The sequence below is a fragment of the Streptomyces aurantiacus JA 4570 genome, assembly GCF_000414115.1.
Lineage (GTDB): Bacteria > Actinomycetota > Actinomycetes > Streptomycetales > Streptomycetaceae > Streptomyces > Streptomyces aurantiacus_A.
Window position 1 is genome coordinate 39632 of sequence record NZ_AOPZ01000098.1, and the last position, 13655, is coordinate 53286.

The following is a 13655-nucleotide window of genomic DNA, read 5'->3' on the forward strand; positions in this document are numbered from 1 at the left end:
CACCCGAGACACCTGAGAACCTGTCTTCGAACGGAGAGAACCGGTGTCCCTGCTATCCCGTATGACGGCGCCCGCCGCCGGTCACGACGTGGCACGGCTCGTGGCCGCGCTGCTGTCCCACGAGACGCGCGGCACGCCAGGCGAACTGTCCGGCCGGGCTCGCTCCCTCCCGCCCCGGCTGCCCACCGGCCCCACCGGGCTCGGCACCTCCGCTGCCCGCGTCGCCGTGCCGCCCCCGGCCGGTGACCGGCATCAGGGATCGCGCGCCCGGGCCCCCGAAGCGCCCGCGACGACGAGCGGGCCGTCCGACACGGCGGTCCCCGAGCTGTACTGCCCACCGCCGCTGCGCGACGACCCCGCCCTCGCCACGGAGGTCAACGAGCGCCTGCTCGCCTGGGCCGCGGAGACGGGCATCTACGCCGGCCGCCTCGAAAGGGTCCGGGCGGCCGACTTCGGGCGCCTGATGATGCTCGCCCACCCCGGCACCGACGACCCGCGGCGGCTGCTCGCGGCCGCCAGGTGCGCACTGGCGGAGTGGGCCACCGACGACTACTACTGCGACGACGAGAGCATGGGCTCCCGGCCCGAGGCGCTCGGCTCCCACCTCGGCCTCGCCTACACGGCCATGGACCCGACCCATCCGCCGCTCCGCTACGCCCGGGAGGCCGACCAGGGCCTGCGCGCCGACCCGGTCCGCGTCGCCCTGCGCGACAGCTTCGCCCAACTGGTGCCGTACGCGGACCGGACCCAGGTGACCCGGCTGCGCCAGGAGGTCGCCGCGCTCTTCGTGGCGTACGCGCAAGAGGGCGCGTGGCGGGCCGAGGAGCGGATGCCCGCCGTGTGGGAGTACCTCGCCCACCGGCAGGTCAACAGCTTCGTGCCCTGTCTGGCCCTCATCGACGTCGTCGACGGCTACGCGCTCACCGCCGCCGAGTACGACGACCAGCGGGTGCGCCGCGCCGTCGCGCTGGCCGGCACCGCGTCCACCCTGGTCAACGACCTGTACTCGATGGCCAAGGAACACGATTCCTCCGGGCGGGACTTCAACCTGCCCACGGTCGTCGCCGCGGAGGAGCAGTGCTCGCCGCGGGAAGCCGTCGAGCGCAGCGTCGAGATCCACGACGAGCTCGTCCGCACCTTCGAGGGGGAGGCGGCGGCCCTGACCCTGACCGGGTCACCGGCCCTGGGACGCTTCCTCGCCGGGGTGTGGGCCTGGCTCGGCGGCAACCGCGAGTGGCACCGCGGCAGCGCCCGCTACCAGGCCGCGAGCGGCGCCTGATCGTCCCGCACCTTCTGCGCATACGCACATCACGCACGTAAGCACATCACGCACGCCGTAAGGAGCTTGCCATGACGACCACCCCGGAAGCACCGGCCCAAGTGGTGCGCACCGCCTACCAGAAGGCTGTCGCGGACTACTGGAACAACGAGAAGGACCCGGTCAACCTCCGCCTCGGCGATGTCGACGGCCTCTACCACCACCACTACGGCCTCGGCGACTACGACCCCTCCGTCCTGGCGGGCCCCGAACGGACCCGGGACGCGCGCATCGTCGAGGAACTGCACCGCATGGAGTCCGCCCAGGCCGACGTCCTCCTCGACCACCTCGGCAGCCGCACGCCCGCCGACCGGCTCCTCGACGCAGGCTGCGGGCGCGGCGGCACCAGCGTCATGGCCCACGCCCGCTTCGGCTGCGAGGTCGACGGCGTCACCATCTCGCGGTCCCAGGCCGAGTTCGCAAACGCGCAGGCCATGAAGCGGGGCGTCGACGACAAGGTGCGCTTCCACTTCCGCAACATGCTCGACACCGACCTGCCCGGCGGTGCCTTCCAGGGGATCTGGAACAACGAGTCCACCATGTACGTGGACCTGTTCGAGCTCTTCGCCGAACACGCCCGGCAGTTGGCCCGCGGCGGCCGTTACGTGTGCGTCACCGGCTGCTCCAACGACGTCACCGGCCTGCGCTCCAAAGCCGTCAGCCGCATAGACGAGCACTACACCTGTAACATCCACCCCCGCAGCCACTACTTCAAGGCCCTCGCCGCCAACGGCCTCGTCCCCCTCAACGTCGTCGACCTCACCGCCGCGGCCATCCCCTACTGGGAGTTGCGCGCCCGCTCCTCCCTGGCCACCGGCATCGAGGAGCCCTTCCTGACGGCGTACAAGGAGGGAAGCTTCCACTACCTGCTCATCGCCGCCGACCGCATCTGATCAGCCAGGAGTTTTCCCGTGCGCCTCGTCTCACCCGTCGGATGTGTGCGTGCCGCCGCAGGCGTCGCCGTGGCGCTACTGGTGGGCGGGGGCACGGCTGTCGCCGCGCCCACCGCGTCAGCCGCGACCGCCGGGCAGGGCGCCGTCGCCCAGCTCCACCCCCTCTCCGCCCTCTCCGCCCAACGCCTCGCCACCGCCGACCTCGTCGCCGCCGCGAAGTACGGCACCGGCAGCCCGGTCGACGATCCCGCGCGTGAGCAGCAGGTGCTGGACGCGGTGGCGCGGCAGGCGGAGGAGGCCGGGGCGGACCCCGGGGCGACCGTGCGGATCTTCCGGGACCAGATCGAGGCCAACAAGGTGGTGCAGCGAGCACTGCACCGGAAGTGGGACGCCGACCCGGCGTCGGCCCCGGCGGAGCGGCCCGACCTGGCGGAGGTGCGCGAGCGGATCAACCGCCTCAACGGCGAACTGGTCGGCGCCATCGCCGCGTCGGCGCCCGCGCGCGGCGCACCGTACTGCGCCGGTGTCCTCACCGTGACGACCGCGCACGTGCGGCACGAACAGCGGCTCGACGCCCTGCACACGGTGGCGCTGGTGCGGGCGTCGCGTTCGGTGTGCGGGTGACGGCGTGCAGCGATGTGCCGACGTGCCGATGTGCCGATGTGCCGATGTGTCGCTATGGCGTCATGAGGCGGGGCGCGGCTCGTACTCGGGCAGCGTGGTGTGCAGCCTTTCCACCAGCAGGTGAGGGTGCGTGACCATCGGCACGTGGGCCGTGTCGAGTTCGACGACGTCCATGCCGCGGGCGCGGGCCCGGGGAAGCATGTCGGCCATCATGGGCCGGGCCGCGCAGAACCAGTAGGAGCTCGGACGGGGCGATGGGGCGTCACGTGCGGGTTCGCGGTGCGTGGCCAGGGGCATCGGGGTGACGGCGCCCGCCAGCCAGGCGCGATCGCCGGCGTCGCTGACGGTGAGGGAGTCGAAGGGCAGCGGTGCCGCCAGCCACGGCAGGTCGGGCGAGACCGGTGCGAAGAAGTCCACCAGCCAGGGCAGCAGGTCGAAGGCGGACTCCCCGGGCTCGGCGAGGAAGGCGTCCAGAAACACCAGGTGCCGCACCTGCTCCCCGAGGCGGGCCGCGGCTCCCTGGGCGACGATGCCTCCGTAGCTGTGGCCGACCATGACGACCGGCCGGTCGACGTCGCGGACGTAGCGCACCAGGTCGCTGACGTGGGTCTCCAGGCCGGTGTCCGGGCGCGCTTCGGCCCGCCGCTCGGCCAGGCCGGGAAGGGTGGGGGTCAAGACGGTGTGCCCCCGCCGGCGCAGCGGGGTGGCGACGCGGTCCCAGACCCAGCCTCCCAGCCAGGTTCCGTGGACGAGGACAAAGGTGGTCATGACGCTCCTTGGTGCGGGCTGGTGCGGGCTGGTGCGGGCCGGTGCGGTGGGGCGGCCGGTTCTCCGGCGGGTGAGGCCGTCGCCGGGCTCCAGTATCGGGCGGCGTGATCGGCCGGTCACATGAGCAGGGAGATGTCACCGCGCCCCCGCGAGACGCAGGTGGTCATGTAACCGGCGGCGCGTTCGTCACCGGACAGGCAGGCGTCGCGGTGCTCGACCTCCCCGTCGAGGACCTGCAGCACGCACGTACCGCAGATGCCGCCCTCGCAGGAGTACTCGAGCCGGACGTCATGACGGTGAAGGGCGTGGAGCAGCGACTCGTCCGCCGCCACGGAGACCGCCTTGCGCGACAGCGTCAGATGCGCCTGGAACGGCTCGCCCCGGCGCTCACCGGGCGGGACGGCCGTGCTGAAGCTCTCCCCGCGCACCCGCTCCGGCGCCCGGTCCGCCGTGGCGGCCTCGATCGCGGCCATCAGCCGCCCCGGGCCGCAGTGGTAGATCGTGGCGGACGAAGGCAGGCGGGCGACGAGCTTCCCGACGTCAAGGCGGGAGCCGGCGGAGCTGTCGTGGACGGTCAAGGGCAGCCCGCAGGCGGCGAGTTCCGGCAGATACGCCGCCTCGCCCGCCGAGGGCACGCAGTAGTGGACCTCGCCACGGCTGCCGGCGGGAAGCTCGTGCAGCAGCCCGAGGATCGCTGTGACGCCGATGCCACCGGCGACGAACACATGGTGCCCGGCCTCCGTGTCGATCTCGAAGCCCGGTTGGGGGTACGAGACGTAGACCTCGTCGCCGATGTCCAGGTCGTCGTGGAAGAGCAGCGACCCACCACGGCCTGCGGGCTGCCGCAGGACCGCGATCCGATAGCGGTCGGTCGCCGTCGGGGGCCCGATGAGGGAGTAGTCCCTGCGTGTCCCGTCCATGTGCTGCACCTGGACGTGGTCGCCGCCCCGGAACGGCGGGAACTCGGCGCGGTGGCGGGGCACCACCTCGATCTCGCGGACTCCGGGCGTCACCAGCCGTGCGGCGGCGACACGGGAGGCCATCAGCAGTCGGACCGTCATGACGGGTCCCCGGGCCCGTTCGGCGAAGACGAATCACCCGGCCAGTCCGGCAAGGGCCGGATCACCTGCCCCGGGCGGACCCGGGCGCCCCGCACGATCTGACAGTTCAGCCCGGAGCGGCCGACGAGCGGCGTGAAGACCGGCTTGTCGATCAGTCGTTCCAGGTAGGCGCACGGCACGTTGAGACGGCCCCCGAAGACGACGGCGTCGCCGATGGCGAAGTAGGTGCCGACCAGGTCGTTGAGGGGCACGCCCCGCGTGACCATGTTGCGTCGGCTCTCCTGGCCGCTGAGCCGAATGCCGGTCTCGGCCTCTACGGCGTCCAGGACTTCCTGGGCGATCAGGGTCAACTGCCGGTCGGCGTGGGGGAGGTGCGCGTAGTGACCGCGTCCGGTGGCATAGCGGTCGCCGTGGATACCGACCCCGGCGAGCAGTTCGGCTTCCGCCAGCGCGTGCATCTCCACGCCGGCGGTCTCGGCGGCGAACACCTCAAGGAGGACGCCGCTCCACAGGACGTCGGTGGCGTCGGACGCGGCTCCCGAAGCCCGAGGATTCACGAAAGGGGACATGGGCCGAACGTTCCATAGATCGCGGCCGCGGCCAAGACCGGACCTGCCGCGGCCAGGGCCGGGTCCGCTGATCCCCCACTGCCACCGCTATCCCGCCGCCACCGCCCGTGCCCACCGATAGTCCGCCTTACCGCTCGGCGACCGCTGAATGTGATCGGTGAACACCACCGCGCGCGGGATCTTGTAGCCCGCCAGGTGGGTGCGGCAGTGGCTCTGGAGCGCGGTCAGGTCCAGGGGGGAGGCGCCGTCGCGGAGTTGGACGACCGCCGCGACCCGGTTGCCCCAGCGTTCGTCCGGGACACCGGCGACCAGGGCGTCGTAGACGTCGGGGTGGGACTTGAGGGCCTGCTCGACCTCCTCGGGGTACACCTTCTCGCCGCCCGTGTTGATGCACTGCGAGCCCCGGCCGAGCACGGTCACGATGCCCTCGGCGTCGACCGTGGCCATGTCGCCGAGCAGCACCCAGCGTTCGTCGCCGCGCTGGAAGAAGGTCTCGGCCGTCTTCTTGGGATCGTTGTAGTAGCCGAGCGGTACATGGCCGCGTTGGGCGATGCGGCCCGGCTCGCCGGGGGACACGGGCTCGTACGTCGCCGGATCGACCACCTGCGTACGGGAGTTGACGCTCAGCCGGAACCCCTTCTCGGGGCCCGAGTCGTCCGTCGCGGTGCCGTTGAAGCCGGACTCCGACGAGCCGAAGTTGTTGAGGAGCATGACGTTCGGAGCGAGCGCCGCGAACTGCGCGCGGACCGTCTCCGACATGATCGCGCCCGAGGAGGAGACGCTGAAGAGCGAGGAGAGGTCGGTGCCGCGCAGCGGGCCGTTCAGGGCGTCGATGAGGGGACGCAGCATGGCGTCGCCCACCAGGGACACGCTGGTGACCTTCTCCCGCTCGATGGTGCGCAGCACTTCTTCGGGGGCGAACTTGCGGTGGATGACCAGGCGTTGGCCAAAGTGGAAGCAGATGAAGGCGGTGAGCGTCGACGTGCCGTGCATCAGCGGCGGGGTCGGGAAGAACGTGATGCCGTCGCCCCCGGCCGCCACCCGCTCGGCCACCTCCTCCGGCCTCGTCACCGGCTCGCCGGTCGGCGCGCCCCCGCCGAGCCCGGAGAAGAACAGGTCCTCCTGACGCCACATCACCCCCTTGGGCATGCCCGTCGTGCCGCCGGTGTAGATGATGAACAGGTCGTCCGCCGAGCGCTCCGGGAACCCGCGCTCCGGGGACCCGGACGCCTCCGCCTCCGCGAACGCCACCGCGTCGGGGCCGGTGGTGCCGGGCGGCGCGTCCCCGACCCGTATCAGATGCCGCAGCTTCTCCGCCCGCGGCAGCGCGGCGGCGACCCGCTCGCCGAACTCCGCGTCGAAGACGAGCGCGGCGAGGTCCGCGTCGCGGTAGAGGTACGCCAACTCCTCTTCCACGTAGCGGTAGTTGACGTTGACAGGGACCACGCGCGCCTTCAGGCACGCGAGCACCGTCTGGAGGTACTCGACGCCGTTGTAGAGGTGCAGGCCCAGATGTTCGCCCGGCTTGACGCCGTGGTCCATCAGATGGTGCGCGAGACGGTTGGCGGCCGCGTCCAGCTCCGCGTACGTGAGGCTCCGCTCCGCGCCCGTGCCGGGGTGGTCCACGTACAGCAGCGCCGCACGGTCGGGCACCACGTCGACGACCGACTCGAACAGGTCGGCAAGGTTGTACTCCACCGCTCCTCCTGACCCCGACGCCATCCCGTGCGGCGGTCGTCCGCCACCCCGTGTGGCGGTCATCAGAGCAGAGGCGCGCACAAGTGGGAAGGGCCCCCGCAGAAGAAAACTGACTACCTGTCAGAAAACTATTGAACTGGCACGTCGCCTCCTGCAACCTGTTCCAGGTCTGACGACGGGAGGACGGCTATGGGTGGTACGGAACATCTCTCCGTGCGCCGCGAGGGCGCCACGCTGATACTCACGCTCAACCGGCCGGAGGCCAGGAACGCGCTCTCGCTGCCGATGCTCGTGGGCCTGTACGACGGGTGGGTCGCCGCCGACGAGGACGACGCCGTGCGCTCCGTCGTGCTCACCGGGGCGGGCGGCGCCTTCTGCGCCGGGATGGACCTCAAGGCGCTCGCGGGCACCTCGACCGGCAAGGGCATGGGCGGCGAGGACTACCGCGACCGGCTCAAGGCCGACCCGGACCTGCACTGGAAGGCGATGCTGCGCCACCACCGCCCCCGCAAGCCCGTGCTCGCCGCCGTCGAGGGGCCCTGCGTGGCCGGCGGCACCGAGATCCTGCAGGGCACCGACATCCGCGTCGCGGGGGATTCCGCGACCTTCGGGCTCTTCGAGGTCAAGCGCGGCCTGTTCCCCATCGGTGGCTCGACGGTGCGCCTGCCACGGCAGATCCCGCGCACCCACGCCCTGGAGATGCTGCTCACCGGCCGCCCCTACTCGGCCAGGGAGGCCGCCGACGTGGGCCTGATCGGCCATGTCGTCCCCGATGGCACCGCCCTGGAGAAGGCCCTCGCCATCGCCGAACAGATCAACGCCTGCGGCCCGCTCGCCGTCGAGGCCGTCAAGGCTTCCGTGTACGAGACGGCCGACATGACGGAGGCCGACGGCCTCGCGGCCGAACTCAAGCGGGGCTGGCCGGTGTTCGACACCGCCGATGCCAAGGAAGGCGCCCGCGCCTTCGCCGAGAAGCGCCCGCCCGTCTACCGCCGCGCCTGACCCGAGGAGCCGCCGCCGTGACCGAAGTCCTCAGCGCCCCGCTGGTCGTGGAGTTCCCCTTCACCCGCTCCCTCGGCCCCGTCCAGTCCGCCTTCCTCACCGGCCTGCGCGAACGCACCGTGCTCGGCGTGCGCACCGCCGACGGCAAGGTGCTCGTCCCGCCCGTCGAGTACGACCCGGGGACCGCCGAAGAACTGCGCGACCTCGTCAAGGTCGCCGCGACCGGCACCGTCACCACCTGGGCCTGGAACCCCGGGCCCCGCCGCGGTCAGCCCCTCGACACCGCCTTCGCCTGGGTCCTCGTACGCCTCGACGGCGCCGACACGGCCCTGCTGCACGCCCTCGACGCCCCGGGCCCCGACGCCGTACGCACCGGGATGCGCGTCCGCGTCCGCTGGGCCGCCGAACGCACCGGCGCCATCACGGACATCGCCTGCTTCGAACCGTACGAAGAAGGTGAGGCGACGGGCCATCAAATCACCGCGCACAGTGGCGAGTTCGGTGGCGAGACGGCAGTGACCGGGATCGTCGCGCCCGCCCGGCTCGACTACACCTACAGCCCCGGCCGCGCCCAGTCGCAGTACATCCACGCCCTGTCCGGCCGCCGGACGGTCGGCGAGCGGTGCCCGTCCTGCCGCAAGGTGTACGTGCCGCCGCGCGGGGCCTGTCCGACCTGCGGGGTCGCCACCGCCGAGCAGGTGGAGGTCGGGCCGCGCGGCACGGTCACCACCTTCTGCATCGTCAACATCAAGGCCAAGGGCCTCGACATCGAAGTGCCGTACGTCTACGGCCACATCGCCCTGGACGGGGCGGACCTCGCGCTGCACGGACGCATCGGCGGCATCCCCTACGACCAGGTGCGCATGGGCCTGCGCGTCGAACCGGTGTGGACGGACGGCGGCCGCTACCCCGACCACTACCGGCCCACCGGCGAGCCCGACGCCGACTACGACACGTACAAGGAGCTGCTGTGACCGGCGAGTTCAGGGACGTGGCGATCGTCGCCTTCGCGCAGACCGACCACCGGCGTCGCACCGACGAACTGTCCGAGGTCGAAATGCTCATGCCGGTCCTGCACGAGGTGCTCGAGCGGACCGGCCTCGCCACGGCCGACATCGGCTTCACCTGCTCCGGCTCGTCGGACTACCTCGCCGGCCGCGCCTTCTCCTTCACCATGGCCCTCGACGGCGTGGGCGCCTGGCCGCCGATCTCGGAGTCGCACGTGGAGATGGACGGCGCCTGGGCGCTGTACGAGGCGTGGGTGAAGCTCCAGACCGGCGAGGCCGACACCGCGCTCGTCTACTCCTACGGCAAGTCGTCGCCCGGCTCCGTGCGCGACGTCCTGACCCGCCAGCTCGACCCGTACTACCTGGCGCCGCTGTGGCCGGACTCCGTCGCGCTCGCCGCACTCCAGGCGCAGGCGCTCATCGACGCGGGCGACACGGACGAGCCCGCCCTGGCCGGCGTCGCGGCCCGCAGCCGGGACGCCGCACGCGCCAACTCCCACGCACAGATCGGTGGTTCGGTGCCGCAGGGCGACTACGTCGTACGTCCCCTGCGTACCGGGGACTGCCCGCCGATCGGCGACGGAGCCGCCGCCGTGGTGCTCGCGGCGGGGGAGCGGGCCCGGGAGCTGTGCGGGCGGCCCGCGTGGATCCGCGGCATCGACCACCGCATCGAGCCGCACAGCCTGGGCGTGCGCGACCTCACCGACTCGCCGTCGACGCGGCTCGCGGCCGAACGGGCCGGGGCCTTCGCGCGGCCCGTCGACACCGCCGAGCTGCACGCGCCGTTCACCTCGCAGGAGGTCGTCCTGCGCAAGGCGCTGCGGCTCGGCGACGACGTGACGGTCAACCCCTCGGGCGGTGCGCTCGCGGCCAACCCGGTCATGGCGGCCGGTCTCATCCGGCTCGGCGAGGCCGCGGCCCGCGTCCACCGCGGCGCGTCCGACCGGGCCTTCGCCCACGCCACCTCCGGCCCCTGCCTGCAGCAGAACCTGGTCGCCGTCCTGGAAGGGGACCCGCGATGAGCAACGCGCCACGGCCGTCCGGCAAGGAACCCGTCGCCGTCGTCGGGATCGGCCAGACCAAGCACGTCGCCGCCCGGCGCGATGTGTCGATCGCCGGACTCGTCCGCGAGGCCGCCCGACGCGCCCTGCTGGACGCGGAGTTGACCTGGGCGGACATCGACGCCGTGGTCATCGGCAAGGCGCCCGACTTCTTCGAGGGCGTGATGATGCCCGAGCTGTACCTCGCCGACGCCCTCGGTGCCGTCGGCAAGCCCATGCTGCGCGTCCACACCGCGGGCTCGGTCGGCGGCTCCACCGCGCTCGTCGCCGCGAACCTCGTCGCGGGCCGCGTCCACGGCACGGTCCTCACCCTGGCCTTCGAAAAGCAGTCGGAGTCCAACGCGATGTGGGGTCTCTCGCTGCCCGTCCCGTTCCAGCAGCCGCTGCTCGCCGGCGCGGGCGGATTCTTCGCGCCGCACATACGGGCGTACATGCGGCGCACCGGAGCCCCCGACACGGTCGGCTCGCTGGTCGCGTACAAAGACCGCCGCAACGCCCTCAAGAACCCCTTCGCCCATCTCCACGAGCACGACATCACGCTGGAGAAGGTGCAGGCGGCGCCCATGCTGTGGGACCCCGTCCGCTACTCCGAGACCTGCCCGTCCTCCGACGGGGCGTGCGCGATGATCCTGACCGACCGCGCCGGAGCGGCCCGCGCGCCCCGGCCGCCCGCCTGGATGCACGGCGGCGCGATGCGCAGCGAGCCCACCATGTTCGCGGGGAAGGACTTCGTGTCGCCGCAGGCCGGGAAGGACTGCGCGGCCGACGTCTACCGGCAGGCGGGCATCACGGACCCGCGCCGGGAGATCGACGCGGTCGAGATGTACGTGCCGTTCTCCTGGTACGAGCCGATGTGGCTGGAGAACCTGGGCTTCGCCGCGGAGGGCGAGGGCTGGAAGCTCACCGAGTCCGGCGTGACAGAACTGGACGGTGACCTTCCGGTGAACATGTCGGGCGGCGTCCTGTCGGCCAATCCCATCGGCGCCTCCGGGATGATCCGCTTCGCCGAGGCCGCGCTCCAGGTGCGGGGGCAGGCCGGTGAGCACCAAGTGGCCGGTGCGCGCAGGGCACTCGGACACGCCTACGGCGGCGGCTCGCAGTTCTTCTCCATGTGGCTGGTCGGCACCGAACCGCCCACGACGTGACCCGGGCCCCGCCTCGCACAGGAATCCGTCCTGCCGCCGCGGCCTGTGCTGCGCCGGAGGTGAAAGCTAGGCTGGCGACGGACGACGCATCGGGAGGAGCACGGACGTGGCCGAGAGCACCATCACCCAGCAGCATCCGCTCGCGAGTTGGGACAAGCCGGACCTCGACCTCAGCACCGCCGAATGGCGGTCGAGCAGCGACGGTCGCGGAGACGTGGAGATCGCCTTCGTCGAAGGCTTCATCGCGATGCGCAACGGCGGTCGGCCGGAGAGCCCCTCCCTGATCTTCACGCCCGCCGAGTGGGGTGCCTTCGTGCACGGGGCCCGGGAAGGGCAGTTCGACCTGACGTAGCGCGCACGGAGTTCGACGGTTCGCCCGCGCACAGCGCGTACGCGGGCGCGTCACGCCCACGCTCCGCGACCGGGCCCCGGCCCTCCCGCACGGCGGGGGGCCGGGGCCCGACGTGCGTCAGGAGGCGCCCGCGCAGGCCGCGTCGCCTTCCTCGCCCTCGACGAAGGTGCGGACCACCTCGATGTCCCCGATCCGTCCGGGATCCACCCGCCTCGGGTCGTCGCCGAGGACGACCAGATCGGCGCGCTTGCCGGGCGTGATGCTGCCCGCGCTGTCCTCCCAGTGGCAGGCGTACGCCGCGTCGGTGGTGTACGCGCGCAAGGCCGCGTCCACGTCGATGCCCTCGTCGGGGCCGATGACCGCGCCCGATGCGGAGGCCCGCTCGACCATGAACTGGATCGCCCGCAGCGGCGCCCCGTCGGCCACGGGCCGGTCCGAACTGCCCACCAGGCGCACCCCGTGGTCGAGGAAGCCGCGGCCCCGGTACAGCCACGGCGCCCGCTCCGCCCCCATGATCGCGGCGTAGTCGTCGCCGAAGTACCGCAGGAAGCTCGGCTGGACGACGGCCGTGACCCCGAGCCGGGCGAACCGGCGGAGCTGGTCGGGGCGCACCAGACCGGCGTGTTCCACGCGGTGCCGGGCGTCCGGGCGGGGCCGGGCGCGCTGGGCCGCCTCGATGCCGTCCAGGGCGACATCGACCGCGCGGTCGCCGATGGCGTGCACGGCGAGCTGCCAGCCCGCGCGGTGGCCCGTCACGATGGTGTCCTGGAGCAGGTCCGCGGCCATCTGGAGGCGGCCGTTGGAGTCGCTGCCCTCGTACGGGTCGGTGAGCGCGGCGGTGCGCGCCATCATGCCGCCGTCGGTGAAGACCTTCAGGGCTCCGAGTGAGAGCCGCCCGTCACCGAAGCCCGTGCGCAGGCCGAGCCCGAAGGCGCGCGTCGTGGTGTCCTCGCGCGCGGCCTCGACCGCGCGCAGCGCGTCCGCGGCCACCATGAGCTGGACGCGGACGGGCAGCCTGCCCGACTCGTGGGCGAGTTGGTAGGCGGCGGCCTCGATGGGGCTGTGGGCGAACAGCTCGCTGCCCACGCCCGCCTCCGCGACGGCCGTCACGCCCTCGGAGCGGCACACGCGCGCCGAGTGCTCGATGGCTCCGGCGAGTTCGCCGAGCGAGTGCGGCGGCCGGAGCTGGAGCACCGCGCCCATGTCCTCCTCGGCGAGGAAGCCGTCCGAGCCCGCGATGTGTGGCGCCAGCAGATCCAGGACGGCCGTGTTCACCAGGCAGGCGTGGCCCGAGATGTGCCCCAGGAACACCTTGCGGCCGTCGCTCACCGCGTCCAGTTCCTTGGCGGTCAGCGGGCGGTCCAGTTCGCGCTGGTCGTAACCGGCCAGGGTGACCCAGCCGCCCCGGGGCCGGGCGGCGACGGCGTCGGCCACCACTTTGAGCACGTCGTCGACGCGCCTGCTGGGCGCGACGCTCGGCGCCTGCGCCTTCAGGCCCGCCCAGACCATGTGCACATGGCTGTCGATGAAGCCGGGGAGCACGGTCGCGCCGTCCAGGTCGAGGACCTTTCGGGCCGGAAGCCCCGCCACGTCGGCGTCGAGCCCCACGATCCGGCCCCGCCAGATGCCGAGTTCACGGGCGGTGGGGTGGTTCGGGTCCATCGTGACGACATGGGCGTTGGTGATCCTGGCGCAGAGCACGAACAGATCCCTCCGGGGAAGCGGGTGTCGAGGCCGGACCTCGTCAACACGAGCTATTGTTCTATTGTTAGGTGAGGCTACCCTAAGTTGCGATGGTGGTGGGTTGGGTTGGTGGACGAGGAACGGGTGGAGCGGCGGGCGGTGGTGGTCAACCGCCTCGAGGCATGGGCCGATGGTGTGGTCGCGAGGCTCGACGCGCAAGAAGACGTCGATCGCTCCTTACTCCACGCCCTGGGCGAGCGGCCCTCGCTGCGTGAGGAGAACGCGGTCCGCAGGGCCGACGCGGTGCGCGCGGCCGCCCTCGGGCTCGGCCCGGCAGGCTGCGCGGCCGCGGCGGGGGTCTCGGAGCGGCTCCTGCTCAACTGGCAGGCGCGGGAACCCACGTTCGCGGCCGCCATGGCCGCGGCGGCGCACATGGCCGCGCGTGAGGGGGAGCGGGCCCGCCTCGTGGCGGCG

13 protein-coding genes and 1 pseudogene are annotated in these 13655 nt (G+C 72.5%); 9 read left to right on the forward strand and 5 right to left on the reverse strand.

Annotated features, from left to right (window positions below; translation table 11 throughout):
• The first annotated feature begins 43 nt into the window (after window positions 1-43).
• From STRAU_RS12335 to STRAU_RS12345, 3 genes are all read left to right on the forward strand, one after another.
• Window positions 44-1279, forward strand: coding sequence for a family 2 encapsulin nanocompartment cargo protein terpene cyclase (locus STRAU_RS12335; protein ID WP_037658901.1), 1236 nt, complete (start codon window positions 44-46; stop codon window positions 1277-1279).
• Window positions 1280-1350: 71 nt separating this feature from the next.
• Window positions 1351-2211 (forward strand): geranyl diphosphate 2-C-methyltransferase, encoded by an 861-nt coding sequence (locus tag STRAU_RS12340; protein WP_016640631.1) that lies wholly within the window; start codon window positions 1351-1353, stop codon window positions 2209-2211.
• Window positions 2212-2229: 18 nt separating this feature from the next.
• The gene (locus STRAU_RS12345) at window positions 2230-2835 is read left to right on the forward strand and encodes a chorismate mutase (protein ID WP_259299895.1); all 606 of its coding nucleotides are present in this window, start codon (window positions 2230-2232) and stop codon (window positions 2833-2835) included.
• Window positions 2836-2895: 60 nt separating this feature from the next.
• Here STRAU_RS12345 and STRAU_RS12350 read toward each other — a convergent pair whose 3' ends face one another.
• The 4 genes from STRAU_RS12350 to STRAU_RS12365 all read right to left on the reverse strand — a co-directional run bounded on the left by STRAU_RS12350 (window position 2896) and on the right by STRAU_RS12365 (window position 6931).
• Window positions 2896-3603: an alpha/beta fold hydrolase gene (locus STRAU_RS12350; protein ID WP_016640633.1), complete on the reverse strand. Its 708-nt coding sequence runs from the start codon at window positions 3601-3603 to the stop codon at window positions 2896-2898.
• A 116-nt stretch (window positions 3604-3719) separates the two neighbouring features.
• The gene (locus STRAU_RS12355) at window positions 3720-4664 is read right to left on the reverse strand and encodes a PDR/VanB family oxidoreductase (protein ID WP_016640634.1); all 945 of its coding nucleotides are present in this window, start codon (window positions 4662-4664) and stop codon (window positions 3720-3722) included.
• On the reverse strand, window positions 4661-5233 hold the full coding sequence (locus STRAU_RS12360; protein WP_016640635.1) for an MOSC domain-containing protein: 573 nt from the start codon (window positions 5231-5233) through the stop codon (window positions 4661-4663). Before STRAU_RS12360 ends, STRAU_RS12355 begins: the two co-directional genes overlap by 4 nt.
• 87 nt (window positions 5234-5320) lie before the next feature.
• The gene (locus STRAU_RS12365) at window positions 5321-6931 is read right to left on the reverse strand and encodes an acyl-CoA synthetase (RefSeq protein WP_016640636.1); all 1611 of its coding nucleotides are present in this window, start codon (window positions 6929-6931) and stop codon (window positions 5321-5323) included.
• Window positions 6932-7120: 189 nt separating this feature from the next.
• On the opposite strand from STRAU_RS12365, the gene STRAU_RS12370 reads away from it, so the two are divergent.
• The 5 genes from STRAU_RS12370 to STRAU_RS12390 all read left to right on the forward strand — a co-directional run bounded on the left by STRAU_RS12370 (window position 7121) and on the right by STRAU_RS12390 (window position 11498).
• A complete protein-coding gene (locus tag STRAU_RS12370; RefSeq protein ID WP_016640637.1) occupies window positions 7121-7933 on the forward strand; it encodes a crotonase/enoyl-CoA hydratase family protein in 813 nt (270 codons plus the stop codon).
• Between the two features lie 17 nt (window positions 7934-7950).
• Window positions 7951-8907, forward strand: a complete 957-nt coding sequence (locus STRAU_RS12375; RefSeq protein ID WP_016640638.1) for a Zn-ribbon domain-containing OB-fold protein — start codon at window positions 7951-7953, stop codon at window positions 8905-8907.
• A complete protein-coding gene (locus tag STRAU_RS12380) occupies window positions 8904-9962 on the forward strand; it encodes a thiolase domain-containing protein (protein WP_016640639.1) in 1059 nt (352 codons plus the stop codon). Before STRAU_RS12375 ends, STRAU_RS12380 begins: the two co-directional genes overlap by 4 nt.
• Window positions 9959-11146, forward strand: coding sequence for a thiolase domain-containing protein (locus STRAU_RS12385; RefSeq protein WP_016640640.1), 1188 nt, complete (start codon window positions 9959-9961; stop codon window positions 11144-11146). Before STRAU_RS12380 ends, STRAU_RS12385 begins: the two co-directional genes overlap by 4 nt.
• A 106-nt stretch (window positions 11147-11252) precedes the next feature.
• A complete protein-coding gene (locus tag STRAU_RS12390; RefSeq protein WP_016640641.1) occupies window positions 11253-11498 on the forward strand; it encodes a DUF397 domain-containing protein in 246 nt (81 codons plus the stop codon).
• 117 nt (window positions 11499-11615) lie between these two features.
• On the opposite strand, the gene STRAU_RS12395 is transcribed toward STRAU_RS12390, so the two are convergent.
• Window positions 11616-13199: an amidohydrolase gene (locus STRAU_RS12395; protein WP_016640642.1), complete on the reverse strand. Its 1584-nt coding sequence runs from the start codon at window positions 13197-13199 to the stop codon at window positions 11616-11618.
• 111 nt (window positions 13200-13310) lie between these two features.
• Here STRAU_RS12395 and STRAU_RS12400 point away from each other — a divergent pair.
• A pseudogene (locus tag STRAU_RS12400) lies at window positions 13311-13655 on the forward strand (hypothetical protein); the annotation flags it as partial.